This window comes from Burkholderia sp. E168m15 (genome assembly GCF_016586105.1).
Taxonomy (GTDB): domain Bacteria; phylum Pseudomonadota; class Gammaproteobacteria; order Burkholderiales; family Burkholderiaceae; genus Burkholderia; species Burkholderia orbicola.
In genome coordinates, this window is record NZ_BCPO01000017.1 from 1 (window position 1) to 26,408 (window position 26,408).

A 26,408-nucleotide genomic window follows, 5' to 3' on the forward strand; every position below is an offset into this window, starting at 1 on the left:
TCTCGATGCCCGTTAGCGCTTTAGCGCTTACGGACATCGAGCGTCGAGTGCAAGGCACTCGACGTACTGCGGTTGAAGTACCGCGTACGTGTGAGATACAGCTCACAACCTAAATTACTGCTTCTTCCCAGATTGGTTCTGTTGGCCACGCCAGCAGAACAACCCTCTTTGCCTGATGACCATAGCGAGTCGGTCCCACCCCTTCCCATCCCGAACAGGACCGTGAAACGACTCTACGCCGATGATAGTGCGGATTCCCGTGTGAAAGTAGGTAATCGTCAGGCTCCCCTCAAGCCAAGAACCCCCGCCCGAAAGGCGGGGGTTTTTGCATTTCAACGGCGGAAATGTGCATGGCGGGGTGAAGCCTTACCAACGCTACTGCATTAGCATCTCACCCACGCAATCAATCCCTGCATCCCATTCCCTCAATCGCTTCTATCTCCGGCGATTCAATTGCTTAGTAAGCGTCAATCTGAGGCCGTCTTGACGATCAGAACTTGACCTCTGAGAGGCGCTGATTCGCGAGCACGAGATCAAAGGCGGCGGGATCGAAGCTGCCGCCACACCACTCGAGGAAGTGGTCGTGCTCCTCGTGCGTCGGATCGGTGATCGCTCCGAGGAAGTCGGCATATCCTGGCACTCCCCCGACGTCTTCCGGTGGACACGCATTCTGCCCGTCCAGGCACATCGGCCGGCGCATGTCTGGATCAGGCACCAGCGCCTTCTCGACTTTGATCCGATGCTGCCAGTTGTCACCGTAGTCGTAGATATAGGTAAATGACTTCAGCCCGCCGAGCGCCTTCGACAGTGTGACCCGTGCTTCATTGAGCATTGGTGGATCGCTCTGGAATCCGAAGTCATCAGGTTCACCATAGTTGGTTTCGCCGAAGACGAACTCGTGCAGGTGCCCGCCTTCCCAGCCCATGGCCAGTTGCAGCACGACATGCAGCTTGCCCAGCCGGATCGAGCCGGGAACGACGATTCGTCGCCAGATCGCCGGCTTGATGTACTTCAGCTCAACGCGCAGTACGTAATCGGGGACTGGCGCCTTGACCAGGCGCACGGCAGGTTTGCGGGGTTGGACCATCGGATTGATTCTCAGGCGGCTTGCTGTTCGATGTGTGCAGTCGGCATCAGGTGCCACGGCAGCAACTCGTCGATGCGGTTGATGGGATGATCGGCGATGCGCTCAAACACCGTGCGCAGGTAGGCAAACGGCTCGATGCCGTTCAGGCGCGCCGTACCGATCAGGCTATAGATCACCGCCGCGCTTTGGCCACCGCCGTCGGAGCCTGCGAACAGATAATTGCGCCTGCCGAGAACCAGCGGCCTGATCGCGCGCTCCGCCGTATTGTTGTCCACCTCGACGCGCCCGTCTTCGCAATAGCGTGTGAGAGCGTGCCAGTGCCCCAGCGAGTATCTAATCGCCTTCGCCAGCCCCGACTTCGCCGAGACCAGTGACAGCGTGTGTTCGAGCCAGGCCTTCAGCTCAGCGAGCAATGGGGCCGAGCGCTGCTGACGCGCAGACAGGCGCACGTTCGGCGTCTGGCCGCGAACCTCGCGCTCAACAACATACAGCGCCCCGATGCGGTGCAGTGCTTCTTCGGCAATCGGTGAGCTGTCCAGTTTGTATATGTCGTAGAACTTGCGCCGCGCATGGGCCCAGCACCCGGCCTCGATGACCGTGCCGTCACGATACAGCGCGTCATACCCGCTGAAGGCATCTGCCTGCAGGATTCCCGTGTAGCCCGCAAGATGTTCTCGAGGTCGCTCACCTTTGCGATCGGGTGAGTACCTGTACCAGACTGCTGGTGGCGCGCGGCTTCCCGCAGGGCGGTCATCCCGCACATAGGTCCACAGGCGCGCTGTGCGTGTCTTGCCACGCCCCGGCTCCAGCACAGGCACGGGCGTGTCGTCGGTATGAATCTTGTCTGCGTCGCGCACGTAACGGCCGAGTGCATCAGACAGCGGCCGCAGTAGCGCCGCTGCTTCACGCACCCACGAAGCCAGTGTCGCGCGATCCAGTTCGATGCCGGCGCGGCGATAGATGCCGGCCTGCCGGTACAGCGGCGTATGGTCAGCGTACTTCGCGACGACGACCTGTGCGAGCAGCCCGGCACCCGCCATCGAGCGCGCTATCGGTCGCGAAGGTGCTGGCTCCTGTACCACTGCAGCACAGCGCGGGCAGCTCAGCTTCGGACGTACGTGACGCAGTACCTTGAAGTAGCCGGGTACATAGTCGAGCACCTCCGAGACGTCTTCGCCGAGCGCGCGCATCTGTTTGCCGCATTCCGGGCATCCGCAGCTCGTTGGCGTATGAACAACCGTATCGCGAGGCAAATGGGCAGGGAAGTGCCGCGGTTTGCGGCGCAGCGAATTGAGGTTCGTAGTAGCCGATGTATCCGCAGTCGCGGCATCAGGCACCTTCGCCGGTGCGGCCATATCTGCTTCAGGAACAGGCAGCTCGCCGAGCGCGAGCTGCAGCTGGTCCATCAATTCTGTCATGCGCTCCGATGAGCGGCCGTACTGCCATCGCTTCAGCCTCGAGATCTCGGCCAGCAACTGCGCGATGGTCTCGTCACGCGAGGCAACGATGCGCTTGAGGGCGGCGATGTCATCGGGCAGATGGTTGGCAGGCATGCAGCCAGTGTAAATGAAGCCCACGCGCTTGTGGGTTCCCGCACCCGGCGTTACGCGGCGTGCGTCGGCTGCCACGTCCGCTCTGGATGCCGCCAGTCAATCCCCTCGAGCAGCATCGACAGTTGGGCAGCTGACAGATGGACTGTTCCCGAGTCCGCCTGCGGCCACACGAAGCGTCCTCGCTCGAGTCGTTTCGCGTACAGGTTCATGCCGTCGCCGCTCCACCATAAAATCTTGATGAGGTCACCGCGACGCCCACGAAACAGGAAGATGTGCCCCGAGAAGGGATCACGTCCGAGCGCTGACTGCACCAGCGTGGCAAGTCCATCCATGCCACGGCGCATATCGGTAACGCCCGCTGCCAGCCATACGCGGGTACCGCCTGGCGGCGCAATCATGCTGGCATCAGGCAGCGCAGCACGAGGCGCAACTGCACGGGGTCCACCATGCCCGTGACGCGTACACGGGCACCGTTCAGTTCGATCTCGATGCCCGACGCTGCCGATACGCTCTCGCGATGTGGCTCGACAGGCTGTAGAGCGAGCGACGCCAGTTCTGAAGTTTCGCCGGTCGGTGCATCAGGTAGCGCTACAGGCAGCAACACCGCTGTGCTGTGCGCCACGCCTTCAAACAGGCCCGCCCGCAGTTGCCGACGCCACTTGAACACCATATTGGGATTCAGTCCGTGCGCCTGCGCGAGCTTGGCCACCGAAATACCCGGCTCGCACGCCGCGACGGCAACTTGCCGTCTGTACTCCGGCGTGTAGTTCGGTCGGCCCTTGCGGTTCGACGCTCGCGCATCCCGTGTGTCCAAAGTAGTCCCCATCACTTGAAGTAACGGACATCACTTTGGACACCGGCTGCAGCTCTGTCCATGCGGCCACGAAATGACGCTTACATTGCTTATTGATCGTATCTTCGATCAAGACCACAATTTCTCCTCCGCAGCGTATCGACAAACGCGATCATATGATCAGCTTTCCGGCCGTGGCAGCCCGCCACCCTTCCACTCGACCGCCGCGCAGATCATCCAAAATCGCTGCGAAATGAACGCTTTATTCGGCGCGTCCACGTAAAATTTGCGAACACCCATCTCTGCATTCAAAACGATGAACGCCGCCACCCAGGTAGCCCGGGCCGTTTGCCCGCATGATTGTCCGGACACGTGCGCAATGCGTGTGACCGTCGAGAACGGCAAGGCAATCAAGGTCACGGGCGACCCCGACCATCCGCCGACGCAGGGCGTGTTGTGCACGAAAGTCAGTCGCTACGCGGATCGCGTTCACCATCCCGATCGCCTCACTGTCCCGCTCAAGCGCGTCGGCGCAAAAGGGGAAGGGCGCTTCGTGCCGATCAGCTGGAGCGAGGCGTTCGATGAGATCGGACGTCGCCTCGGTGAAATCGCCGCGCGTGCGCCGGAAGCGATCGTGCCGTACAGCTATGCGGGAACGATGGGGCTCGTGCAAGGCGAGGGCATTGCCCAACGCTTCTTCCACAAGCTCGGCGCTTCGCGGCTGGAGCGTGCGATCTGCGCGGCGGCCGGCGCAGCGGGGTTGCGATACACGTACGGCGGCAGTGTCGGCATGCACCTCGAGTACTTCGAGGAAAGCGAACTGATTCTGATATGGGGCGCGAATCCGATTGCATCGAGCCTGCACTTCTGGACCCGCGCCCAGGAAGCGAAGCGCCGTGGCGCGCGTCTGGTCGCGATCGACCCGTATCGTTCGCTGACCGCGGAGAAATGCCATCAGCACATTGCATTGAAGCCCGGTACCGATGGCGCGTTTGCGCTCGGCATGATGCATGTGTTGATCACCGAAAACCTGCTCGATCACGACTACATCGCCGACCATACGCTCGGCTTCGACGCGCTCAAGGCGCGCGCAATGTCCTATCCGCCGGAACGCGTTGCGCAGATCTGCGGCATCGATGCGTCGGAGCTGGTCGATCTTGCGCGTCGCTACGGCGCTACGCGCAAGGCGTCGATTCGCCTCAACTACGGTATGCAGCGTGTTCGAGGCGGCGGCAATGCGGTGCGTGCGATTGCCACCCTGCCGGCACTGACGGGGGCGTGGCGCGACCGGGCGGGCGGCCTGCTGCTCTCGTCGTCGGAATCCGCGCCGGTCAACCAGGCGGCGCTGCTGCGTCCGGATCTGATGCCGGGTTGGCCGCATAAGCTGCCGCGCATCATCAACATGAACGCGATCGGCGACGCGCTGCTGCACCCGGGCGACGCGACGTTCGGGCCAAAAGTCGAAGCGGTGATCGTGTACAACTCGAATCCGGTGGCGGTCGCGCCCGATTCGTCCAAGGTGGCCGCAGGTTTCGCGCGCGACGATCTGTTCACGGTCGTTCTCGAGCACTTCAAAACAGATACGGCCGATTTCGCCGACATTGTATTGCCGGCGACGACGCAGCTCGAGCATTTGGATGTCCATAAGTCGTACGGCCATACCTACGTGATGGCGAACCTGCCGGCGATTCCGCCGGTGGGTGACGCGCGGCCCAACACGGAGATCTTCCGCGGGATCGCGCGCAGCATGGGACTCGACGAACCGGCGCTTTATCACAGCGACGAAGAGGTCGCTCGCGCGGCGCTTCGCTGGGACGATCCGGCGCTCGACAGCGACTGGGACACGCTGAAGCAGGCCGGCTGGCTGAAGCTCAAGCTGCCGGAGGCGCCGTTTGCGAATGGTGGTTTCCGCACGCCCTCCGGCAAGTGCGAGTTTTACAGCCCCCGGCTCGAACAGATGGGTATGGACCCGGTCCCTGACTACCTGCCGCCGTTCGAGTCGGCTGAAGCCGCGCCCGAGCTTGCCGCGCGCTATCCGCTGGCGATGATTTCGCCGCCGGCCCGTCACTTTCTGAACAGCACGTTCGTCAACGTCGACAGCCTGCGCTCGACGGAAGGTGAGCCGCACCTCGACATGCACCCGTCCGACGCCGATGCACGCGGCATCGCGGAGGGCGACACCGTCCGCATCTTCAATGACCGCGGCTCGATGCAGGCGCTCGCGCGCATTACCGACCGGGCGCGTGCCGGGCTCGTCGTCGGATTGTCGATCTGGTGGAAGAAGCTGTCGCCGGACGGCAGGAACGCGAACGAGGTGACGAGTCAGGCGCTGACCGATTTGGGGAATTCGGCGACGTTTTACGATTGTCTTGTGGAAGTTGAGCGGATTTGATCGAATATCGCCGTATCATCAGACGAAATTGATATGGAAGTTCGAAGTGGACATCTAACCCTGTTGTCTCGGGGCGGGGGAGCCGTTACGATGCGTTTTAGCACGACCATTCGAAAATCTGTGAGGAGACGCGCGGTATGGACAAAATTTGGCTGAAATCGTACCCACCCGGCGTTCCAGCCGAAATTGACTCCTCTCCTTATCCGTCCGTCCCGGACCTGCTCGACGAGAGCTTCCGTCAGTATCGCGACCGTACCGCGTTCGTCTGCATGGGCAAGGGCATCACGTACGGCGAACTCGACAAGCTGTCGCGCCAGTTCGGCGCATGGCTGCAATCCCGCGGCCTGGCGCGCGGGGCGCGGGTCGCGATCATGATGCCGAACGTGCTGCAGTACCCGGTGACGATCGCCGCGGTCCTGCGCGCCGGCTATACCGTCGTCAACGTCAATCCGCTCTATACGCCGCGCGAACTCGAGCATCAGCTGAAGGACAGCGGTGCGGAGGCAATCGTCATCCTGGAGAATTTCGCGTCGACGCTGCAGGCCGTCATCGCCAATACGGCCGTCAAGCACGTGGTCGTCGCATCGATGGGCGATCTGCTGGGCATCAAGGGATGGCTCGTCAATTACGTGGTGCGCAACGTGAAGAAGATGGTGCCTGCGTGGCAGCTGCCGTCGTTCACGCGCTTCAAGGCCGCGCTGTCGGAGGGCGCGCGACTGGCGTTCAAGCCGCAGAAGATCGGCCCCGACGACGTCGCGTTCCTGCAGTACACGGGCGGTACGACCGGTGTCGCGAAGGGTGCGACGCTGCTGCACCGGAACATTGTGTCGAACGTGCTGCAGGCCGGCGCCTGGCACCATCCGGCTCACGAGAAGTATCCGGAGGTGGAACAGTTCGTGACAGTTGTCGCGCTGCCGCTGTATCACGTGTTCGCGCTGACCGTCTGCGGTTTCCTGACGATGCGGACGGGCGGCATGGGCATCCTGATCCCGAACCCGCGTGACATCGCCGGCATGATCAAGGAGCTGAAGGGCTACCAGATCTCGACGATTCCGGCCGTCAACACGCTCTACAACGCGCTGCTGAACCATCCCGAATTCGGTCAGCTTGACCTGTCGAAGCTCGTGATCGCCAACGGCGGCGGCATGGCGATCCAGGAGGGCGTCGCGAAGCGCTGGTATGAAAAGACGCGTACCGCGATCATCGAAGGATACGGGCTGTCCGAAACGTCGCCGGTGGCGACGTGCAACCCCGTGACGGCGACCGAATACAGCGGCACGATCGGCCTGCCGCTGCCGTCGACCGAAGTCGCGATCCGCGACGATGCCGGCAACGACGTCGCGCTCGGCGAGCCGGGCGAGATCTGCATCCGCGGGCCGCAGGTGATGGCCGGCTACTGGAACCGGCCGGACGAGACCGCGAAGGTCATGTTCGCGGACGGCTTCTTCAAGACGGGCGACGTCGGCGTGATGGATGCGCGCGGTTACGTGAAGATCGTCGATCGCAAGAAGGACATGATTCTGGTGTCCGGCTTCAACGTGTACCCGAACGAAGTCGAGGACGTGGTGGCGTCGCATCCGGGCGTGTTCGAGGTGGCGGCGGTCGGCGTGCCGGACGAGCATTCCGGCGAAGCCGTGAAGCTGTTCATCGTGAAAAAGGATCCGGCGCTGACCGACAAGGACATCCTTGCCTACTGCAAGGAGCGGCTCACCGGGTACAAGCGGCCGAAGCTGGTCGAGTTCCGTACGGAGCTGCCGAAGACGAACGTCGGCAAGATCCTGCGGCGCGAACTGCGCGATGGGCGTGCGTAACGCACGCAACGATGCGGTTGAACGAAAAGCCCGGCCTGTGCCGGGTTTTTTGTTTGCGGCTGCGGGTGGATGACCGGAAGCGCCCGTTTCGTGGGGGACGCGTCGGCAAGCCTTGTTTCAAGCTGACGGCTGGGGGGGCGTGTCGACAGCTACCGTCTGATCCACCGACCCACCGACCCACCGACCCACCGACCCACCGACCCACCGACCCGCTGATCCATCACCGTCACCGCCTCACCACAAAAGAAAAAGGCGCCCGAAGGCGCCTTCAATATGCTGCGGCTTGTCAGGCAAGCTGATTAGAACTTGTGACGGATACCGACGCGTGCCGCGACCTGGTTGCTCGTGCTCGACCCGGCCAGACCGTTGATCGCTGCCGTTGCCTTCAGGACGTTGCCGTTCGAATCGAGCACGTTGCCCGATGCGTGCTGGTACACGCCGATCGCGTAGACGTCGGTACGCTTCGACAGGAAGTAGTCGACGCCCAGCGAGCCCTGGTGGTACTTGGCTGCCGAGTTGCCGTCGATCTTGCTGCCTTGCGTGTAGTCGTACGCCGCGCCGAGGATCAACGCCGGGGTCAACTGGTACTTGAAGTTGATTTCGCCGTTGTTGAACGTCGCGGTCTGGTTCACGAACGGGCCTGCCGAGAAGCCCTTGAACTTCGTGTTCGAGTACGTCGCGCCGATCGTCGCTGCACCGAACGTGTAAGCACCGCCTGCACCGATGACCTGGTACGTGTTCGCGTTGTTCGCGTACGCGCCGTAGACCGGCGACGAAACCGACGACGACGTCGACCCGTTGTTGAACATGCCGCCGAACTGGTTCGGCGTACGTGCGTTCAAGTAACCGACGCCGAGGACGAGCGGGCCGTTGGTGTAGCCTGCGCCGAGCGACCAGACCTGGTTCTTCGAGAACTGGCCTGCCTGGCCGCCGAAGCTGTACAAGCCGCCGAACGTGAGGCCGCCGTAGTTCGCGCTCGTGAACTTGACCGCGTTGTTCACGCGATACGCGTTGTTGAAGTTGTCGAGGTCGCCCGGGTGAGCGGCGATGTAGCCGCCCCACTGGTCGCCTGCCTCGAGCGGGCCGACGAAGTCGACGACGGAGTCGTACTGACGGCCCAGCGTGACCGTACCGTACTGGCTCGACAGGCCGACGTAAGCCTGGCGACCGAACATCAGGCCGCCCTGACCGAGCCTGCCGCTGTTCACGTCGAAACCGTTTTCGAGGGTGAAGATCGCCTTCAGGCCGCCACCGAGGTCTTCGGTGCCGCGCAGGCCGAAGCGGCTACCCTGCATCACGCCGCTCGCCAGGCCGTACAGGTGCTTGCCGCCTGCGTTGTTGTTGAAGAGGAAGCCTTCATCGATGATGCCGTAAAGCGTCACGCTGCTTTGCGCATGGGCAGCGCCAGCGAACGCGCCCAGCGCGACGAGCGCGAGAAGCGACTTTTTCATTAGCGGATCTCCAAGAATCACTGAATTTTTTTGGCGGGGCGGATAGTTATGTTCTGGCGACGGGCCCCATCAACTTCGCAAGAAGTCGCACGTAATGTAGCAAAGCCGGTTTTTGCCACAAAGCGAAATGCTGCAGCTCAACACCGCCATGTTTCCTTTATGCAACAATGGTTAAAATCACGGGTTAACCGCAATTTCCGCTGAATAATCAAGTCGGTTACGGAGCGGACTCGTGCCCTTGCCGCGCGCAGCGGCACCTGCAGCCAGGAGAACAGGATGGTGTTGGATGAACTGATCAGCGAATTCGATCGCGGCCTGCGATCGCTGACCGGCATTAGCCGGATGAGCCGGCCGGTGCCCGTGCCGGCCGATACGCCGGACGTCGAACTGACGCCCGCCGAACGCACGCACGCGGCCGGCCTGATGCGCGTGAATCACGTCGGCGAGGTCTGCGCGCAGGCGCTCTACCAGGCGCAGAAGCTCACCGCGCGCACGGCGTCGGCGAAGGCGATGTTCGAGGAGGCCGCGCGCGAGGAGGAGGATCACCTCGCGTGGACCGCGCACCGCCTGAAGGAGCTCGATTCGCGCCCGAGCCTGCTGAATCCGCTGTGGTATGCCGGCGCCCTCGCGATCGGCGTGGCGGCCGGCACGCTCGGCGACAAGGTCAGCCTCGGCTTCATGGCCGAGACGGAGCGGCAGGTCGAGAGCCATCTCGAAGGTCACATGTCCGAGCTGCCGCCGACCGATACCGCGTCGCGCGCGATCGTCGACCAGATGCGGATCGACGAGGTGAAGCACGGCAAGGCCGCGACCGACGCCGGCGGGATCGAGCTGCCGCTGCCCGCGCGGATGCTGATGCGCGCCGCGTCGAAAGTCATGACGAGCACTGCGTACTATCTCTGAGATTTGCGCCGGGGTGGCGTGGGACGCCGCCCCGGTTCACCGCCCCCGATATCGCCCGCTCCCTCCTCGTTTTCCCGCCCCCGAAAGCCCCGTCCGCACGCCCGTCTGGCCCGTCTTTCTCACGTATCACCTTCACAAGTTGCACTAGCTCATTCATTTATAACGGTTTTTGGAATGAGGGGCCGCATGAGCATGTGCGCGTAAGTCCTTGTTCTAACTAACAAAATTCGTCAAAAAAGCGGGCCGCTCCCTTGACCGTGCCACACCCTTCCTCTAAAGTGGGAGACAGTGTGAGAAAGTGTATTTTTGTGTGATTTAGCAGGCTGTTCCGGCTAAATTCTCAGCATTGAGCGGGTGCTTCGGTGCCCTGAACGGGAGAGCGGAAAGTGTTCCAAGGGGCGTCGGCGCTGACGCTCGATGCGAAAGGGCGGATGTCGGTGCCGTCTCGCTATCGCGAAGCGCTGCAAGGACAGGCAGAAGGACGGGTGACTGTGACCAAGCACCCGGACGGCTGCCTGTTGCTGTTTCCGCGCCCCGAATGGGAAGTGTTCCGCGCCAAGATCGCCGCGCTGCCGATGGACGCGCACTGGTGGCGGCGAATTTTTCTCGGCAATGCGATGGACGTCGATCTCGACAGCGCGGGCCGGATTCTTGTATCGCCCGAGCTGCGCATGGCAGCCGGACTGGAAAAGGAAGTCATGTTGTTGGGAATGGGTAGTCACTTCGAGCTGTGGGATTCGCAGACCTACAACGCGAAGGAGCAGGCGGCGATGGCGCAGGGCATGCCCGACGCGCTGAAGAATTTCACGTTCTGATTGCGGTGACGGAGACGCCCGCGATGGGAAATGAATTGCGGCATCGGACGGTGCTGTTGGATGAAGCGGTCGAGTCGCTCGTGACGCGGCCGGACGGCGTGTACGTCGACGGCACGTTCGGGCGCGGCGGGCACAGCCGCGCGGTGCTCGCGCGGCTGGCGTCGGCCGGGCGGCTGATCGCGTTCGACAAGGATCCGAGGGCGATCGAGACGGCGCAGGGCATCGAGGATGCGCGCTTCTCGATCGTGCATGACAGCTTTGCATCGATGCGCGACGCGCTTGCGGCGCGCGGCGTCGAGAAGGTGTCGGGGGTGTTGCTGGACCTGGGCGTGTCCTCGCCGCAGGTGGACGATCCGGCGCGCGGCTTCAGTTTCCGCGCCGATGGTCCGCTGGACATGCGAATGGATCCGACGCGTGGCGAGTCGGCGGCCGAATGGCTCGCGCGGGCTTCGGTGCAGGAATTGACGGAGGTGATACGGGATTATGGGGAAGAACGGTTTGCTTTTCAGATTGCAAAGGCGCTTGTTGCTCGCCGGGCAGAGTCCGACCGTCTTGGGCCTCTCGACACCACGGGCGAGCTTGCCCAAATCGTGGGTCACGTCGTCAAAACCCGTGAGAAGGGCAAGGATCCGGCAACCCGCACCTTTCAGGCTATACGGATTCACGTCAATCAAGAGCTTGCGGACCTGCAAGTCGTACTAGACGCGGCACTGTCGTTGCTGGAGCAAGGGGGGCGGCTGGTGGTCATCAGCTTTCATTCACTCGAGGACCGGATCGTCAAGCGATTCATGCAGGCGCACGCGAGTGCGCCTGCGGTCGATCGTCGCTTGCCGATCCGCGCCGTCGACCTCCCGAGCCCGCCGCTCAAGATCGTCAGCCGCCAGTTTCCGAGTGAAGCGGAAGTCGCCGCGAATCCGCGCGCCCGCTCGGCCGTGATGCGCATCGCGGAGCGCGTCACGCCATGAGCCGCCTCAATATCTTCCTGCTGATCATCGTGATGGGTTGCGCGCTGTCGGTCGTCAACTCGACGAACCAGCAACGCCAGATCTTCATCCAGCTGCAGCGTGCGCAGTCGCAGGAGCGTCAGCTCCAGCAGGACTACGCGCAGCTTCAATATCAGCAGAGCGCGCTGTCGAAGACGTCGCGCATCGAGCAGCTCGCGAACGATTCGCTGAAAATGCAGCCGATTTCGACCGGCCGCACGCAATATCTGACGCTGCCGGCGGGCGCCGCGAAGGCGATCGACGCGCCGATCCCGGCGTCGGCCGACACGGCCGGCAAGGGCAAGGGGGGCGCGCGATGAAGCCGTCCCCGAAGCGCCAGAACGTGAAGTTCTCGTCGAGCCCCGTGCTGGGCGTTCATTTGCCGATGTGGCGCTCGAAGCTCGTCGTGTTCCTGCTGTTCATGGCGTTCGTCGCGCTGGCCGCACGGGCGTTCTGGATCCAGGGGCCCGGCAACGCGTTCTATCAGAAGCAGGGCGAAAGTCGCTATCAGCGCACGATCGAACTGCCCGCGACGCGCGGCAAGATCCTCGACCGTAACGGGCTCGTGCTCGCGACGAGCCTGCCGGTGCGCGCGATCTGGGCGATTCCCGACGCGGTGCCGGACGATCTCGACGCGGACAAGGTCAACCAGCTCGGCAAGCTCCTCGGCATGACGTCGAAGGAGCTGCGCGTGAAGCTGTCGGAAGACAAGGGTTTCGTCTACGTGAAGCGCCAGGTGCCGATCGACGTCGCGGACAAGGTCGCCGCGCTCGACATTCCCGGCATCTATCAGCGCAACGAATACAAGCGCTTCTATCCGGAAGGCGAGATCACCGCCCACCTGATCGGCTTCACGAACGTCGAGGACGAAGGCCAGGAAGGCGTCGAACTGGGCGACCAGAAGATGCTGTCTGGCACCTCGGGCATGCGTCGCGTGATCAAGGACCGGATGGGGCACATCATCGAGGATGTCGCCGAGCAGATTCCGCCGCACAACGGTACCGACGTCGACCTGTCTATCGACAGCAAGATCCAGTACATCGCGTACGCGAACCTGAAGGCCGCCGTCGAGAAGTTCAAGGCGAAGGCCGGCGCGGCGATGGTCGTCGACGTGCGGACCGGCGAAGTGCTCGCGCTCGTCAACTATCCGACGTACAACCCGAACGACCGCTCGCGCATGACGGGCGAGCAGTTGCGCAACCGGATCATGACCGACGTGTTCGAGCCGGGCTCGATCATGAAGCCGTTCACGGTGTCGCTCGCGCTCGACCTGCACCGCGTGACGCCGAACACGCTCGTCGAGACGGGCAACGGGCATTTCGTGCTCGACGGCGCGCCGATCACCGACGACGCGGGTTTCGGCACGCTGACGGTCGGCGGCGTGATCCAGAAGTCGAGCAACATCGGCGCGACGAAGATCGCGATGACGATGCGGCCCGAGGAAATGTGGAATATGTATACGAGCATCGGCCTCGGCCAGGCGCCGAAGGTCGGCTTCCCGGGCGCGGTGGCTGGCCGCCTGCGTCCGTGGAAGAGCTGGCGCCGCATCGAGCAGGCGACGATGTCGTACGGCTACGGCCTGTCGGTGTCGCTGTTCCAGCTCGCGCGGGCGTACACGGCGATCGCGCACGACGGCGAGCTGATGCCCGTGACCATTTTCAAGACGGACCCCAATCAGCCGGTCGCGGGCACGCAAGTGTTCAATCCGACCACCGCGCGCGAAGTGCGCTCGATGCTGGAGACGGTGGTCGCCCCGGGCGGCACGTCGCCGGATGCGGCCGTGCCGGGCTATCGCGTCGGCGGCAAGAGCGGTACCGCGTACAAACATGAAGGGCACGGCTACACGCGCAAGTACCGCGCGTCGTTCGTCGGGATGGCGCCGATGCCGAATCCGCGTGTCGTGATCGCGGTGTCGGTCGACGAACCGACTGCCGGCAGCCACTTCGGCGGCCAGGTGTCCGGCCCCGTATTCTCGGCGATCGCCGGCGACACGATGCGCGCGCTGAACGTTCCGCCGAACATGCCGATCAAGCAGCTCGTGGTGTCCGACGATTCGCCGGACTCCCCTGCCGCAAAGGGCCCGCAAAAGCTGGCTACGAATGGCGGCGCGAAGCATATGATCGTGTCCAGCACGACGCGTAATTCACCAGGAGTTGTTCGATGAGCGCCGCCCGCAGTTCCCATCCGGCGCATCAGCAGATCGCAGCCGCGCTTGCGTGGCTGCGTCAGCATGTGGCCCCCACGGCGCAACTGCATGCCGACACGCGCAGCCTCGAGGCTGGCGACGTGTTCGTCGCGTATGCGGTCGACGGGGCAGATAACCGCGCTTTCATGGCGGATGCCGTCGCACGCGGTGCGGCCGCCGTGCTGTATCAGCCGGAAGGGCTGGCCCACGCACCGGCCGCGCCGGCCGTACCCGTCGCGCTGGCGGTGCCGGCGCTCGACCAGCTCGCAGGCGAGATCGCCAGCGGCTGGTACGGCGACCCGAGCGACAGCCTGCTGGCGGTCGGTGTCACGGGCACGAACGGCAAGACGTCGTGCACGCAATGGATCGCCACCGCGCTGACGGCGCTGCACCAGCCGTGCGCGGTGATCGGCACGCTCGGCACCGGGATGCCCGGTCAGCTCGTGCCGACCGGCTTCACGACGCCCGACGCGCCGCAACTTCAGCGCAGTCTCGCGCAATTGCGCGACGCGGGCGCGCAGGCGGTGGCGATGGAAGTGTCGTCGCACGCGCTGCATCAGGGGCGCGCGAACGGGACGGCGTTCGACGTCGCGGTGTTTACGAACCTCACGCAGGACCACCTCGACTATCACGGCACGTTCGATGCGTACGAGGCCGCGAAGGCGAAGCTGTTCGCGTGGCGCGGCTTGCGCGCGGCGGTGATCAACCGCGACGATGCGGCTGGCCGCCGCCTGCTGGAGAAGCTGGCCGGTCGCGTGCGCACGATCGCGTACGGGATCGGCGATGCACCGGCGCCCGACGCCGATCGCGAACTGGTCGCGCTCGACGTGCGCGCCACCGCGACGGGTACCGCATTCCGCCTGCGTTCGTCGTGGGGCGACGCGGACGTCGAGGTCGGCACGCTCGGCACGTTCAACGTCAGCAACCTGCTCGCGGTGCTCGGCGCGCTGCTCGCGGCCGACGTGCCGTTCGACGCGGCACTCGCGGAGATCGAGCGGCTCGAGTCGGTCAACGGCCGGATGCAGCGGCTCGGCGGCCGGTTGCAGAACGACGAGCCGCTCGTCGTGATCGACTACGCGCACACGCCCGACGCGCTCGAAAAGACGCTCGACGCGTTGCGCCCGATCGCTGCGGCGCGCGGCGGCCGGCTCGTCTGCATGTTCGGCTGCGGCGGCGATCGCGATGCGACGAAGCGTCCGCTGATGGGCGCGATCGCGGAGCGGCTCGCCGACGAAGTCGTCGTCACGAGCGACAACCCGCGCAGCGAAGATCCGCAGCACATCATCGACCAGGTCGTCGCGGGCATGACCGCGCCCGATCGCGCACGCCGTATCGAGGATCGCGCCAGCGCGATCCTGCAGGCGGTGCGGGGCGCCGCACGCGAGGATGTCGTCGTGCTGGCCGGCAAGGGCCACGAGGCCACGCAGGAAATCATGGGCAAGAAGCGTACGTTCTCCGACCAGGATCACGCGCGGCTCGCGCTCGCAGCGCGCGCGACGCACGGCAAGGGAGGCGCCGAATGACGATGTTCAGCCTCGGCGAAGCTGCCCGCCTGATTCCCGGCGCCACCGTCCACGGCGACGCGGGCGTCACGTTCGACCGCGTGTCGACCGACAGCCGCACGGTCGGCCCGGGCGACCTGTTCGTCGCGCTGAAGGGCGAGCGCTTCGATGCGCACGACTTTCTCGGCGACGTTGCCGCGCGCGGCGCTGCCGCGGCGCTCGTCGCGCACGCGCCGGCAGACGTCGCGATGCCGATGATCGAAGGCGGCGAAACGCGTGCCGCGCTCGGCGCGCTCGCGCACGGCTGGCGGATGCGATTCCCGCTGCCGCTTGTCGCGGTGACGGGCAGCAACGGCAAGACGACCGTCAAGGAAATGATCGCGTCGATCTTCGCGGCGGCGGTCGGCGCCGACGCGCGACTCGCGACGGCCGGCAACCTGAACAACGATGTCGGCCTGCCGCTGACGCTGCTGCGCCTGTCGGCCGCGCATCGTCTCGCGGTGATCGAGATCGGCATGAACCATCCGGGCGAAACCGAAGTCCTCGCGCGCCTCACCGCGCCGACGGTCGCGCTCGTCAACAACGCGCAGCGCGAGCACCAGGAATTCATGGCGACGGTCGAAGCCGTCGCGCTCGAACATGCGGCCGTGATTCACGCGCTGCCGCCGGACGGCGTCGCGGTGTTTCCGGCCGACGACGCGTACGCGGGCATCTGGCGCGTCGCGGCAACCGGCAACCGGATCCTCGATTTCGCGCTGCACGACGCCGAACGGCAGAACGACGCGCAGGTCGTCGGCCGCATGCACGGCGGCGAACTCGCGATCGACACGCCGGCGGGCGCCGTCACGGTGCGGCTGCGCGCGCTCGGCGAGCACAACGCGCGGAACGCGCTGGCCGCGACGGCCGCGGCGCTCGGCGCCGGCGTCGCGCTGTCGGCGATCCGGCAGGGTCTCGAAGCGTTCGAACCGGTCAAGGGCCGGCTGCAGGTGAAGCAGGCGAGCGTCGGCAGCCTCGCGGGCGCGACGGTCGTCGACGATACGTACAACGCGAATCCCGATTCGATGCGTGCCGCGATCGACGTGCTCGCCGCGCATCCGGCGCCGCGCGTGCTGGTGATCGGCGACATGGGCGAAGTCGGCGACGAAGGGCCGGCCTTCCATCGCGAGATCGGCGCGTACGCGCGCGAACGCGGGATCGACGCGCTGTTCGCGCTCGGTGACGCATCGCGCGACGCGTGCACGGCCTACGGCGACACGGCACGCCATTTCGACGACGTCGGCGCGCTCGTGTCGGCGCTGCTCGCGGCCGGTTACGGCGCGCATGCGACGGTGCTCGTGAAGGGCTCGCGGTACATGAAGATGGAGCGCGTGGTCGACGCGCTGACGAACCAACCCGCAGCGGGCACCGTGCCCGCCGCACACTGAGTAGAAGGAAGGAAGCATGCTGCTGGCGCTGGCGCAATGGCTGCAAGGAGACGCAAGCTTTTTGCGCTTGTTCACGTACCTCACGTTCCGGGCGGTGATGGCCACCATCACCGCGCTCGGGATCGGGCTCGTGTGCGGTCCGTGGGTGATCCGCAAGCTGACGCAAATGAAGGTCGGGCAGGCCGTGCGCAAGGATGGCCCGCAGACCCACCTCGTCAAGTCCGGCACGCCGACGATGGGCGGCGTGCTGATCCTGATCGGCATCGCGGTCGCGACGCTGCTGTGGGGCGACCTGACGAACCGTTTCATCTGGATCGTGATGCTCGTCACGTTCGGCTTCGGCGTGATCGGCTGGGTCGACGACTACCGCAAGGTCGTCCACAAGGACCCGCGCGGGATGTCGTCGCGCGAGAAGTATTTCTGGCAATCGGTGATCGGGCTGTTCGCGGCCGTCTATCTCGCGTTCAGCGTGTCCGAGGCGAACAACGTGCGCGTGTTCGACCTGTTCATGGCGTGGGTGCGGAGCGGCCTGTCGATGGGGCTGCCGGCGCGCGCCGACCTGATGCTGCCGTTCCTGAAGTCGATCAGCTACCCGCTCGGCGTGTGGGGCTTCATCGTGCTGACCTACTTCGTGATCGTCGGCGCGAGCAACGCGGTGAACCTGACCGACGGTCTCGACGGCCTCGTGATCATGCCGGTCGTGCTGGTGGGCGCGTCGCTCGGTGTGTTCGCGTACGTGATGGGCAGCGCGGTCTATTCAAAATACCTGCTGTTCCCGCACATCCCGGGCGCGGGCGAGCTGCTGATCTTCTGTTCCGCGATGGGCGGGGCCGGGCTCGCGTTCCTCTGGTACAACACGCACCCCGCGCAGGTGTTCATGGGCGACGTCGGCGCGCTGGCGCTGGGCGGCGCGCTCGGCACGGTCGCGGTGATCGTGCGCCAGGAAATCGTGCTGTTCATCATGGGCGGCATCTTCGTCGCGGAAACGCTGTCGGTGATGCTGCAGGTGTCGTGGTTCAAGTACACGAAGAAGCGTTACGGCGAAGGGCGGCGCCTGCTGAAGATGGCGCCGCTGCATCACCATTTCGAATTGTCCGGCTGGAAGGAAACGCAGGTGGTCGTGCGTTTCTGGATCATCACGTTGATGTTGTGCCTGTTCGGTCTGACCACCCTCAAGCTGCGGTAAAGGAAAGGTAACAAGGATGTCTGGCGAGATGTTTGGAGATCGGCAACGGCCGATGGTGCTCGTACTGGGGCTCGGGGAATCGGGTCTCGCGATCGCGCGATGGTGCGCGAGGCACGGGTGCCGGCTGCGTATTGCCGATACCCGCGAGGCGCCGCCGAACCTTGCCGCGCTGCAGGCCGAAGGCATCGATGCGGAATTCGTCGGCGGGGCGTTCACGCCCGCGCTGCTCGACGGCGGCGTCGAGATCGTCGGACTGAGCCCCGGCCTGTCGCCGCTGGAGCCGGCGCTCGCGACGCTGGTCGCGGCCGCGAACGAGCGCGGTGTCGCGGTATGGGGCGAACTGGAATTCTTCGCGCAGGCGCTGCGCGCGCTCGGCACGAGCGGCTACCAGCCGAAGGTGCTCGCGATTACCGGCACCAACGGCAAGACCACGACGACGAGCCTCACGGGCCTGCTGTGCCAGCGTTCGGGCAAGAAGGTCGCCGTCGCGGGCAACATCAGCCCGGCGATGCTCGACCGGCTCGCGAGCGCGATCGACGAAACCGCGCTGCCCGACGTCTGGGTGCTCGAACTGTCGAGCTTCCAGCTCGAGACCGCGCGCACGTTCGCGCCCGATGCGGCCGCGATCCTCAACATCACGCAGGACCACCTCGACTGGCACGGCAGCTTCGACGCGTACGCGCAGGCAAAGGGCCGGATCTTCGGCGCGACGACGACGCGCGTGCTGAACCGCGACGACGCAGCCGTGATGAAGTTCGCTCCCGCAGTTGGCGCGGCCGACGCGCCGCGCACGGTCACGTTCGGCCTGAACGAGCCGACGCAGGACGGCGACTACGGGCTGTCGCGCGACAACGGCATCGCATGGCTGGTGGAAGCCGTCGATCGCGACGCGCCGGATGAAGCGACCACGACCCGCCGGCGCAAGCGCGACGCCGCGCATACGCCCGACATCGCGCAAAAGCGCCTGATGCCGGCCGACGCGCTGCGCATCCGCGGGCTGCACAACGCGGCGAACGCGCTGGCCGCGTTCGCGCTCGCGCGCGCGATCGACCTTCCGGCCGCACCGTTGCTGCACGCACTGCGCGAATACCGCGGCGAAGCACATCGCGTCGAAGTGATCGCGACGATCGACGACGTCGACTATGTGGATGACAGCAAGGGCACGAACGTCGGCGCGACGGTAGCCGCGCTCGACGGGCTCGCGCAGAAGATCGTGCTGATCGCGGGCGGCGACGGCAAGGGGCAGGATTTCGCGCCGCTGGTCGCGCCGGTCGCGCGCTGGTGCCGCGCGGTGATGCTGATCGGGCGCGACGCGCCGGTGATCCGCGACACGCTCGCCGAAACGGGCGTGCCGCTCGCCGACCACGCGACGCTCGAAGCAGCGGTGCACGCAGCAGCCGAGCTCGCCGAGCCGGGCGATGCGGTGTTGCTGTCGCCTGCCTGCGCGAGCCTCGACATGTTCAGGAACTACGCCCATCGCGCGGAAGTGTTCCGCGCGGCGGTCGACGCAATCGCCATCGACAAAGGAGCGACGCCATGAGCTGGTCCGATCGCCTCGTCTCCCGCTTCAACGACCGGCGCGACACCGGCGGCAATGCCGCGGGCGGCCGCGTCGCATCGGCCACGCGCGCCGCGACGGGCGGCCTCGCGAGCGTCGTCAACGGCGTGCGCCCGAGCCGTTCGCGGATGCTCGATTTCGACTATTCGCTGCTGTGGGTCGCGATCGCGCTGCTCGGACTCGGCGTCGTGATGGTGTATTCGGCGTCGATCGCGATGCCCGATTCGCCGAAATACGCGTCGTATCACGATTACGCGTTCCTGATGCGCCACTGCGTGTCGCTCACCGTCGCGTTCATCGCGGCGGTGCTCGCGTTCCGCGTGCCGGTGTCGACCTGGGACAAGTACGCGCCGCATCTTTTCCTGATCGCGCTGGTCGGCCTCGTGATCGTGCTGATCCCGCACGTCGGCAAGGGCGTGAACGGTGCGCGCCGCTGGATTCCGCTCGGCATCACGAACATGCAGCCGTCGGAAATCATGAAGCTCGCGGTGACGATCTACGCGGCGAACTACACGGTGCGCAAGCAGGAATACATGCAGAGCTTCGCGAAGGGCTTCCTGCCGATGGCGTTCGCGGTCGGCCTGGTCGGCGCGCTGCTGCTGCTCGAGCCCGACATGGGCGCGTTCATGGTCGTCGCCGCGATCGCGATGGGCGTGCTGTTCCTCGGCGGCGTGAACGGCAAGCTGTTCGGCGGCCTCGTCGCGACGGCGGTCGGCACGTTCACGATGCTCGTGTGGCTGTCGCCGTGGCGTCGCGAGCGGATCTTCGCGTATCTCGATCCGTGGGACGAGCGCTACGCGCAGGGCAAGGCTTACCAGCTCACGCACTCGCTGATCGCGTTCGGCCGCGGCGAGTGGTTCGGCGTCGGCCTCGGCGGCAGTGTCGAAAAGCTGAACTACCTGCCGGAAGCGCATACCGACTTCATCCTCGCGGTGATCGGCGAGGAACTCGGCTTCATCGGCGTGCTGGTCGTGATCCTGCTGTTCTACTGGATCGTGCGTCGCGCGTTCGAAATCGGCCGCCAGGCGCTCGCGCTCGATCGCACGTTCGCGGGCCTGATGGCGAAGGGCATCGGCATCTGGTTCGGCGCGCAGACGTTCATCAACATGGGCGTGAACCTCGGGCTGCTGCCGACCAAGGGGCTGACGCTGCCGCTCGTGAGCTATGGCGGCTCCGGCATCCTGCTGAACTGTGTCGCGCTCGCGGTGCTGCTGCGGGTCGACTACGAGAACCGGGTGCTGATGCGCGGAGGGAAGGTATGACCGCGTCGCAACGCACGCTGATGGTGATGGCAGGCGGCACCGGGGGCCACGTGTTCCCGGGGCTCGCGGTCGCGCACCGGATGGAAGCGGCGGGCTGGCGCGTCGTATGGCTCGGCAACCCGGCCGGGATGGAAGCGACGCTGGTGCCGAAGCACGGCATTCCGATGGAGTACGTGCGGTTCGGCGGGCTGCGCGGCAAGGGGCTGAAGACCAAGCTGACGCTGCCGGTCAACCTGCTGCGCGCATGCTGGCAGAGCCTCGGCGCGCTGCGCCGCGTGCGGCCGGACGTCGTGCTCGGGATGGGCGGCTACATCACGTTCCCGGCGGGCGTGATGACCGCGCTGTCGGGGCGTCCGCTCGTGCTGCATGAACAGAATTCGATCGCGGGCCTGACCAACAAGGTGCTCGCGAAACTCGCGAAGCGCGTGCTCGTCGCGTTCCCCGGCGCGCTGCCGCACGCGGAATGGACGGGTAACCCGATTCGCGCGGAACTGGCGCACACGGAACCGCCCCACGCACGCTATGCGTCGCGCAGCGGCCCGTTGAACGTGCTGGTCGTCGGCGGCAGCCTCGGGGCGGCCGCGCTCAACGAAGTCGTGCCGCGCGCGCTGGCGCTGCTGGCGCCGGGCGAGCGCCCGCGCGTCGTGCACCAGGCCGGCGTGAAGCACATCGAGGCACTGAAGGCGAATTACGAAGCGGCCGGTTTCGCGGCCGGCGAGGACGTGCGGCTCGTACCGTTCATCGACGACATGGCGGCCGCGTATGCGGCGGCGGATCTGGTGATCTGCCGGTCGGGCGCGATGACGGTGTCGGAGATCGCGGCGGTGGGTGTGGCGGCGCTGTTCGTGCCGTTCCCGTACGCGGTCGACGATCACCAGACGACCAACGCCGCGTTTCTCGCCGATGCGGGCGCGGCCGTGCTGGTGCAACAACGCGACCTGTCGGCGGAGCTGCTCGCCGACTGGCTGCGCGGCCAGTCGCGGGCATCGCTCGCGGACATGGCGGAACGTTCGCGCGCGCTCGCGAAGCCCGAGGCCACCGACGAAGTCGCGCGCGTCTGCGCGAAGGCGGCCGGCGCGAACCTGGAACAACTGCAATGAAACACATCGTCAAACACATTCATTTCGTCGGGATCGGCGGCGCGGGCATGAGCGGCATCGCCGAAGTGCTCGTCAACCTCGGCTACGCGGTCAGCGGCTCGGACCTGTCGCGCAATGCGGTGACCGATCGCCTCGAGGCGCTGGGCGCGCGGATCGCGATCGGCCACGATGCGGCGAACATCGAGGGCGCGAACGCGGTCGTCGTGTCGACGGCCGTGCGCTCGGACAACCCGGAAGTGCTGGCCGCGCGCCACCAGGGCGTGCCGATCGTGCAGCGCGCGGTGATGCTGGCGGAGCTGATGCGCCTGAAGCAGGGCATCGCGATCGCCGGCACGCACGGCAAGACCACGACGACGAGCCTCGTCGCGAGCGTGCTCGCCGCGGGCGGGCTGGACCCGACCTTCGTGATCGGCGGCCGGCTGATCAGCGCCGGCGCGAACGCGCGGCTCGGCACGGGCGACTTCATCGTCGCCGAGGCCGACGAGTCGGATGCGTCGTTCCTGAACCTGTATCCGGTGATCGAAGTCATCACGAACATCGACGCCGACCACATGGACACCTACGGCCACGATTTCGCGCGGCTCAAGCAGGCGTTCATCGAATTCACGCAGCGCCTGCCGTTCTACGGCAGCGCGGTGGTGTGCGTCGACGATCCGAACGTGCGGCAGATCATTCCGTTCATCTCGAAGCCGGTCGTGCGCTACGGCCTGTCGCCGGACGCGCAGGTGCGCGCGGAAGACATCGACGCGCGCGACGGCCGGATGCACTTCACGGTGATCCGCGAAGGGCGCGCGCCGCTCGCGGTCGTGCTGAACATGCCGGGCCTGCACAACGTGCAGAACGCGCTCGCGGCGATCGCGATCGCAACCGATCTCGGCGTGTCGGACGACGCGATCCAGCTGGCGCTGGCGGAATTCAACGGCGTCGGCCGGCGCTTCCAGCGCTACGGCGACGTGCCGAGCGCGGACGGCGGCCAGTACACGCTGATCGACGACTACGGTCATCACCCGGTCGAGATGGCGGCGACGATCGCGGCCGCGCGCGGCGCGTTCCCGGGCCGCCGCCTCGTGCTGGCGTTCCAGCCGCACCGCTACACGCGCACGCGCGACTGCTTCGACGATTTCGTCAACGTGCTGTCGACGGTCGATGCGCTGGTGCTGACGGAAGTCTACGCGGCCGGCGAGGCCGCGATCCCGACGGCCAGCGGCGACGCGCTGTCGCGTGCGCTGCGCGCGGTGGGCAAGGTCGACCCGGTGTTCGTCGCGACGGTCGACGACGTGCCGGACGCTTTGGCGAAAGTCGCGCAGAACGGCGACGTGGTGATCACGATGGGAGCGGGTTCGATCGGCGGCGTGCCGGCGAAGCTCGTGCAACACATTCAACAGAAGGCATGACATGAGCGGGATCGATCCGAAACGTTTCGGCAAGGTGGCGGTGTTGTTCGGCGGCGAATCCGCCGAGCGCGAGGTGTCGCTCACCTCGGGCCGCCTCGTGCTGCAGGGCCTGCGGGATGCGGGCGTCGACGCGCATCCGTTCGACCCGGCCGAGCGGCCGCTGTCGGCGCTGAAGGACGAAGGCTTCGTGCGCGCGTTCAACGCGCTGCACGGCGGCTACGGCGAGAACGGCCAGATCCAGGGCGCGCTCGATTTCTACGGGATTCGCTACACGGGCAGCGGCGTGCTGGGCTCGGCGCTCGGCCTCGACAAATTCCGCACGAAGCTCGTGTGGCAGCAGACGGGCGTGCCGACGCCGCCGTTCGAGACGGTGATGCGCGGCGACGACCTGGCCGCGCGCGCGACCGACATCGTCGCGAAGCTCGGCCTGCCGCTGTTCGTGAAGCCGGCGAGCGAAGGCTCGAGCGTCGCGGTGCTGAAGGTGAAGACGGCCGACGCGCTGCCGGCCGCGCTCGAGGAAGCCGCGACGCACGACAAGATCGTGATCGTCGAGAAGAGCATCGAGGGCGGCGGCGAATATACCGCGTGCATCGCCGGCGATCTCGACCTGCCGCTGATCAAGATCGTGCCGGCGGGCGAGTTCTACGACTACCACGCGAAGTACGTCGCCGACGATACGCAGTACCTGATCCCGTGCGGCCTGCCGGCGGAACAGGAGGCGGAACTGAAGCGCATCGCGCGCCGCGCGTTCGACGTGCTCGGCTGTACCGACTGGGGCCGCGCGGATTTCATGCTCGACGCGGCCGGCAATGCGTATTTCCTCGAAGTGAACACGGCCCCCGGGATGACCGACCACTCGCTGCCGCCGAAGGCCGCGCGCGCGGTCGGCATCGGCTATTCCGAGCTGGTCGTGAAGGTGCTGTCGCTCACGCTCAACGACTGACGCAGGAACGGAACGACGTATGTGGAACAACGTTCGCCAACTCAACCTTGCCGCCAGCGCGCTGTACGCGCTGCTGCTGCTCGTGTTGGCGGCGGCCGGCTGCTACTGGCTGATCCAGCGCCCGACGTTCGCGCTGCGGGAAATCCGGATCGACGGCGATACCGAGCACATCAACTCGCCGACGGTGCGCGCGGGTGTGGTCGGCCGGCTGAAGGGCAATTTCTTCACGGTCGATCTCGATACGGCGCGCGCGGCGTTCGAGCAGATGCCGTGGGTGCGTCACGCGAGCGTGCGCCGGGTGTGGCCGAATGCGCTGGCTGTCACGCTCGAGGAGTACAAACCGCTCGGGACCTGGGGCAGCGATCAGCTGGTGAGCGTCGACGGCGAGCTGTTCACCGCGAACCAGGGCGAGCTGGAGCAGGAACTGCCGGCGTTCGACGGCCCGGAAGGCAGTGCGAAGGAAGTCGTCACGCGGTATCGCGACTTCGGGAAATGGTTTGCGCCGCTGAAGGCGGCGCCGGAAGAAGTGACGCTGTCGGCGCGGTACGCGTGGACGGTGAAGCTGTCGAACGGCATGCAGGTCGAGCTGGGCAAGGAACGCAACAGCGACACGCTGCATGACCGGAGCCAGCGCCTGGTCGCCGCGTGGCCGGCCGTCACGGAGCGTTGGGGCAACGACATCGAGTACGCGGACCTGCGGTATCCGAACGGATTCGCGATTCGCGCGGCAGGCATGCGGTTCCTGACCGATACCGACAAGCGCAAGAAGTAACGAGAGATCACACGCAAGAGCACTTTATGAGCAAAGACTACAAGGATCTGCTGGTTTCCCTCGACATCGGCACGTCGAAGGTGGTGGCCATCGTCGCCGAGCTGAAGGGCGAGGGTCACTACGAGGTGATCGGTCTCGGCCAGAGCGAGTCGAAGGGTCTGAAGAAAGGTGTGGTGGTCAACATCGAGGCCACCGTGCAATCGATCCAGCGCGCGCTCGAGGAAGCCGAGCTGATGGCCGACTGCAAGATCACCAACGTGTTCACGGGGATCGCGGGCAGCCACATCCGCAGCTTCAATTCGAGCGGGATGGTCGCGATCAAGGACAAGGAAGTCACGCAGACGGACGTCGCGCGCGTGATCGAGACCGCGAAGGCGATCAACATCCCGACCGACCAGCAGGTGCTGCACATCCTCACGCAGGAATTCATCATCGACGGCCAGGAAGACGTGCGCGAGCCGATCGGGATGAGCGGCATCCGGCTGGAAGTGAAGGTGCACATCGTGACGGGCGCGGTGAGCGCCGCGCAGAACATCGTCAAGTGCGTACGCCGCTGCGGGCTGGAAGTGAACGACCTGATCCTGCAGCCGCTCGCGTCGTCGCTGGCGGTGCTGACGGAAGACGAGAAGGATCTCGGCGTGGTGCTGGTCGACATCGGCGGCGGCACGACGGACATCGCGATCTTCGCCGAAGGCGCGATCCGCCACACGGCGGTGATCCCGATCGCCGGCGACCAGATCACGAGCGACATCGCGATGGCGCTGCGCACGCCGACGCCGGATGCGGAAGACATCAAGGTCGGCTACGGGATCGCGAAGCAGGCGCTCGCCGATCCGGACGAAATGGTCGAAGTGCCGGGCCTCGGCGAACGCGGTCCGCGCACGCTGTCGCGCCAGGCGCTCGCGGCCGTGATCGAGCCGCGCGTCGAGGAACTGTTCTCGCTCGTGCAGCAGGTCGTGCGCGAGTCGGGTTACGAAGAACTCCTGAGCTCCGGCGTGGTCATTACCGGCGGCGCGTCGATGATGCCGGGCATGGTCGAGCTCGGTGAAGACATTTTCCTGAAACCGGTGCGCATCGGCGCGCCGGAATATGCAGGCGGCCTCTCCGACGTCGTGCGCAATCCGCGCTACTCGACGGCGATGGGGCTGCTCGTCGAAGGCAGTGCGCAGCGCATGCGCGGCCGCAAGGTCGCCGTGCAGTCCGGCAACGCGGGGCAGGTGTTCTCGCGGATGAAGGAATGGTTCCTGAGCAACTTCTGACAAACCGAATCGAAATTCGCGCTGGTGCCGGCGGC

General features: G+C 65.7%; 22 protein-coding genes and 1 rRNA gene. 18 read left to right on the plus strand and 5 right to left on the minus strand.

Annotation, left to right across the window (positions count from 1 at the left end; translation table 11 throughout):
* Window positions 1–171 precede the first annotated feature (171 nt).
* Window positions 172–284 (plus strand): 5S ribosomal RNA (gene rrf, locus JMF86_RS02305).
* Between the two features lie 206 nt (window positions 285–490).
* Here rrf and JMF86_RS02310 read toward each other — a convergent pair.
* Genes JMF86_RS02310 through JMF86_RS02325 form a run of 4 tightly spaced genes read right to left on the minus strand, consistent with a single transcriptional unit; the run spans window position 491 to window position 3,466 of the window.
* Window positions 491–1,087: a plasmid pRiA4b ORF-3 family protein gene (locus tag JMF86_RS02310; RefSeq protein ID WP_045598730.1), complete on the minus strand. Its 597-nt coding sequence runs from the start codon at window positions 1,085–1,087 to the stop codon at window positions 491–493.
* Window positions 1,088–1,098: 11 nt separating this feature from the next.
* On the minus strand, window positions 1,099–2,640 hold the full coding sequence (locus JMF86_RS02315) for an IS66 family transposase (protein WP_054928687.1): 1,542 nt from the start codon (window positions 2,638–2,640) through the stop codon (window positions 1,099–1,101).
* A 50-nt stretch (window positions 2,641–2,690) separates the two neighbouring features.
* The gene (gene tnpB, locus JMF86_RS02320; protein WP_046543747.1) at window positions 2,691–3,038 is read right to left on the minus strand and encodes an IS66 family insertion sequence element accessory protein TnpB; all 348 of its coding nucleotides are present in this window, start codon (window positions 3,036–3,038) and stop codon (window positions 2,691–2,693) included.
* Window positions 3,035–3,466, minus strand: a complete 432-nt coding sequence (locus tag JMF86_RS02325) for a transposase (RefSeq protein WP_063934034.1) — start codon at window positions 3,464–3,466, stop codon at window positions 3,035–3,037. Before JMF86_RS02325 ends, tnpB begins: the two co-directional genes overlap by 4 nt.
* Window positions 3,467–3,749: 283 nt before the next feature.
* On the opposite strand from JMF86_RS02325, the gene JMF86_RS02330 reads away from it, so the two are divergent.
* Window positions 3,750–5,825, plus strand: a complete 2,076-nt coding sequence (locus JMF86_RS02330; RefSeq protein ID WP_175809494.1) for a molybdopterin-dependent oxidoreductase — start codon at window positions 3,750–3,752, stop codon at window positions 5,823–5,825.
* 137 nt (window positions 5,826–5,962) lie between these two features.
* The gene (locus JMF86_RS02335) at window positions 5,963–7,636 is read left to right on the plus strand and encodes a long-chain fatty acid--CoA ligase (RefSeq protein ID WP_006477028.1); all 1,674 of its coding nucleotides are present in this window, start codon (window positions 5,963–5,965) and stop codon (window positions 7,634–7,636) included.
* Window positions 7,637–7,935: 299 nt separating this feature from the next.
* Here JMF86_RS02335 and JMF86_RS02340 read toward each other — a convergent pair whose 3' ends face one another.
* Window positions 7,936–9,087 (minus strand): porin, encoded by a 1,152-nt coding sequence (locus tag JMF86_RS02340; protein ID WP_023477229.1) that lies wholly within the window; start codon window positions 9,085–9,087, stop codon window positions 7,936–7,938.
* A gap of 276 nt (window positions 9,088–9,363) precedes the next feature.
* Between JMF86_RS02340 and coq7 the strand changes: the two genes are divergently transcribed.
* The 15 genes from coq7 (at window position 9,364) to ftsA (ending at window position 26,373) form a co-directional block, all read left to right on the plus strand.
* A complete protein-coding gene (gene coq7 / locus JMF86_RS02345) occupies window positions 9,364–9,990 on the plus strand; it encodes a 2-polyprenyl-3-methyl-6-methoxy-1,4-benzoquinone monooxygenase (RefSeq protein ID WP_006477026.1) in 627 nt (208 codons plus the stop codon).
* A 386-nt stretch (window positions 9,991–10,376) separates the two neighbouring features.
* On the plus strand, window positions 10,377–10,805 hold the full coding sequence (mraZ, locus tag JMF86_RS02350) for a division/cell wall cluster transcriptional repressor MraZ (RefSeq protein ID WP_006477025.1): 429 nt from the start codon (window positions 10,377–10,379) through the stop codon (window positions 10,803–10,805).
* Window positions 10,806–10,828: 23 nt separating this feature from the next.
* Window positions 10,829–11,770 carry a 16S rRNA (cytosine(1402)-N(4))-methyltransferase RsmH gene (gene rsmH, locus JMF86_RS02355; protein ID WP_175767917.1) on the plus strand — a complete coding sequence of 314 codons (942 nt, stop codon included), beginning with the start codon at window positions 10,829–10,831 and terminating at the stop codon, window positions 11,768–11,770.
* On the plus strand, window positions 11,767–12,108 hold the full coding sequence (gene ftsL / locus JMF86_RS02360) for a cell division protein FtsL (protein ID WP_006477023.1): 342 nt from the start codon (window positions 11,767–11,769) through the stop codon (window positions 12,106–12,108). Before rsmH ends, ftsL begins: the two co-directional genes overlap by 4 nt.
* Window positions 12,105–13,952 (plus strand): penicillin-binding protein 2, encoded by a 1,848-nt coding sequence (locus JMF86_RS02365; protein WP_054927329.1) that lies wholly within the window; start codon window positions 12,105–12,107, stop codon window positions 13,950–13,952. Before ftsL ends, JMF86_RS02365 begins: the two co-directional genes overlap by 4 nt.
* Complete coding sequence (locus JMF86_RS02370; protein WP_124481655.1) at window positions 13,949–15,496, plus strand: UDP-N-acetylmuramoyl-L-alanyl-D-glutamate--2,6-diaminopimelate ligase; 1,548 nt, start codon at window positions 13,949–13,951, stop codon at window positions 15,494–15,496. The genes JMF86_RS02365 and JMF86_RS02370 overlap by 4 nt, the downstream gene beginning before the upstream one ends.
* Entirely contained in the window at window positions 15,493–16,899 is a 1,407-nt protein-coding gene (gene murF, locus JMF86_RS02375) for a UDP-N-acetylmuramoyl-tripeptide--D-alanyl-D-alanine ligase (protein ID WP_201316689.1), read from the plus strand. The genes JMF86_RS02370 and murF overlap by 4 nt, the downstream gene beginning before the upstream one ends.
* 16 nt (window positions 16,900–16,915) lie before the next feature.
* On the plus strand, window positions 16,916–18,085 hold the full coding sequence (gene mraY / locus JMF86_RS02380; protein ID WP_006477019.1) for a phospho-N-acetylmuramoyl-pentapeptide-transferase: 1,170 nt from the start codon (window positions 16,916–16,918) through the stop codon (window positions 18,083–18,085).
* Window positions 18,086–18,113: 28 nt separating this feature from the next.
* The gene (gene murD, locus JMF86_RS02385; RefSeq protein ID WP_201316690.1) at window positions 18,114–19,625 is read left to right on the plus strand and encodes a UDP-N-acetylmuramoyl-L-alanine--D-glutamate ligase; all 1,512 of its coding nucleotides are present in this window, start codon (window positions 18,114–18,116) and stop codon (window positions 19,623–19,625) included.
* On the plus strand, window positions 19,622–20,905 hold the full coding sequence (gene ftsW, locus JMF86_RS02390) for a putative lipid II flippase FtsW (protein WP_011544500.1): 1,284 nt from the start codon (window positions 19,622–19,624) through the stop codon (window positions 20,903–20,905). The genes murD and ftsW overlap by 4 nt, the downstream gene beginning before the upstream one ends.
* Window positions 20,902–22,005, plus strand: coding sequence for an undecaprenyldiphospho-muramoylpentapeptide beta-N-acetylglucosaminyltransferase (gene murG / locus JMF86_RS02395; RefSeq protein WP_027809362.1), 1,104 nt, complete (start codon window positions 20,902–20,904; stop codon window positions 22,003–22,005). The genes ftsW and murG overlap by 4 nt, the downstream gene beginning before the upstream one ends.
* Window positions 22,002–23,399, plus strand: a complete 1,398-nt coding sequence (murC, locus tag JMF86_RS02400; RefSeq protein ID WP_012327853.1) for a UDP-N-acetylmuramate--L-alanine ligase — start codon at window positions 22,002–22,004, stop codon at window positions 23,397–23,399. The genes murG and murC overlap by 4 nt, the downstream gene beginning before the upstream one ends.
* A 1-nt stretch (window position 23,400) precedes the next feature.
* Window positions 23,401–24,342, plus strand: a complete 942-nt coding sequence (locus JMF86_RS02405) for a D-alanine--D-alanine ligase (RefSeq protein WP_152864761.1) — start codon at window positions 23,401–23,403, stop codon at window positions 24,340–24,342.
* Window positions 24,343–24,361: 19 nt separating this feature from the next.
* A complete protein-coding gene (locus JMF86_RS02410) occupies window positions 24,362–25,114 on the plus strand; it encodes a cell division protein FtsQ/DivIB (protein WP_006477014.1) in 753 nt (250 codons plus the stop codon).
* A 26-nt stretch (window positions 25,115–25,140) separates the two neighbouring features.
* Window positions 25,141–26,373: a cell division protein FtsA gene (gene ftsA / locus JMF86_RS02415; protein ID WP_006487138.1), complete on the plus strand. Its 1,233-nt coding sequence runs from the start codon at window positions 25,141–25,143 to the stop codon at window positions 26,371–26,373.
* The last annotated feature ends 35 nt before the right edge of the window (window positions 26,374–26,408 follow it).

Bases quoted from the DNA above. Each gene is read 5' to 3' on its own strand.
- JMF86_RS02310 (WP_045598730.1), bottom strand. From the start codon at position 1,087: ATGGTCCAACCCCGCAAACCTGCCGTGCGCCTGGTCAAGGCGCCAGTC.
- JMF86_RS02315 (WP_054928687.1), bottom strand. From the start codon at position 2,640: ATGCCTGCCAACCATCTGCCCGATGACATCGCCGCCCTCAAGCGCATC.
- tnpB (WP_046543747.1), bottom strand. From the start codon at position 3,038: ATGATTGCGCCGCCAGGCGGTACCCGCGTATGGCTGGCAGCGGGCGTT.
- JMF86_RS02325 (WP_063934034.1), bottom strand. From the start codon at position 3,466: ATGGGGACTACTTTGGACACACGGGATGCGCGAGCGTCGAACCGCAAG.
- JMF86_RS02330 (WP_175809494.1), top strand. From the start codon at position 3,750: ATGAACGCCGCCACCCAGGTAGCCCGGGCCGTTTGCCCGCATGATTGT.
- JMF86_RS02335 (WP_006477028.1), top strand. From the start codon at position 5,963: ATGGACAAAATTTGGCTGAAATCGTACCCACCCGGCGTTCCAGCCGAA.
- JMF86_RS02340 (WP_023477229.1), bottom strand. From the start codon at position 9,087: ATGAAAAAGTCGCTTCTCGCGCTCGTCGCGCTGGGCGCGTTCGCTGGC.
- coq7 (WP_006477026.1), top strand. From the start codon at position 9,364: ATGGTGTTGGATGAACTGATCAGCGAATTCGATCGCGGCCTGCGATCG.
- rsmH (WP_175767917.1), top strand. From the start codon at position 10,829: ATGGGAAATGAATTGCGGCATCGGACGGTGCTGTTGGATGAAGCGGTC.
- ftsL (WP_006477023.1), top strand. From the start codon at position 11,767: ATGAGCCGCCTCAATATCTTCCTGCTGATCATCGTGATGGGTTGCGCG.
- JMF86_RS02365 (WP_054927329.1), top strand. From the start codon at position 12,105: ATGAAGCCGTCCCCGAAGCGCCAGAACGTGAAGTTCTCGTCGAGCCCC.
- JMF86_RS02370 (WP_124481655.1), top strand. From the start codon at position 13,949: ATGAGCGCCGCCCGCAGTTCCCATCCGGCGCATCAGCAGATCGCAGCC.
- murF (WP_201316689.1), top strand. From the start codon at position 15,493: ATGACGATGTTCAGCCTCGGCGAAGCTGCCCGCCTGATTCCCGGCGCC.
- mraY (WP_006477019.1), top strand. From the start codon at position 16,916: ATGCTGCTGGCGCTGGCGCAATGGCTGCAAGGAGACGCAAGCTTTTTG.
- murD (WP_201316690.1), top strand. From the start codon at position 18,114: ATGTTTGGAGATCGGCAACGGCCGATGGTGCTCGTACTGGGGCTCGGG.
- ftsW (WP_011544500.1), top strand. From the start codon at position 19,622: ATGAGCTGGTCCGATCGCCTCGTCTCCCGCTTCAACGACCGGCGCGAC.
- murG (WP_027809362.1), top strand. From the start codon at position 20,902: ATGACCGCGTCGCAACGCACGCTGATGGTGATGGCAGGCGGCACCGGG.
- murC (WP_012327853.1), top strand. From the start codon at position 22,002: ATGAAACACATCGTCAAACACATTCATTTCGTCGGGATCGGCGGCGCG.
- JMF86_RS02405 (WP_152864761.1), top strand. From the start codon at position 23,401: ATGAGCGGGATCGATCCGAAACGTTTCGGCAAGGTGGCGGTGTTGTTC.
- JMF86_RS02410 (WP_006477014.1), top strand. From the start codon at position 24,362: ATGTGGAACAACGTTCGCCAACTCAACCTTGCCGCCAGCGCGCTGTAC.
- ftsA (WP_006487138.1), top strand. From the start codon at position 25,141: ATGAGCAAAGACTACAAGGATCTGCTGGTTTCCCTCGACATCGGCACG.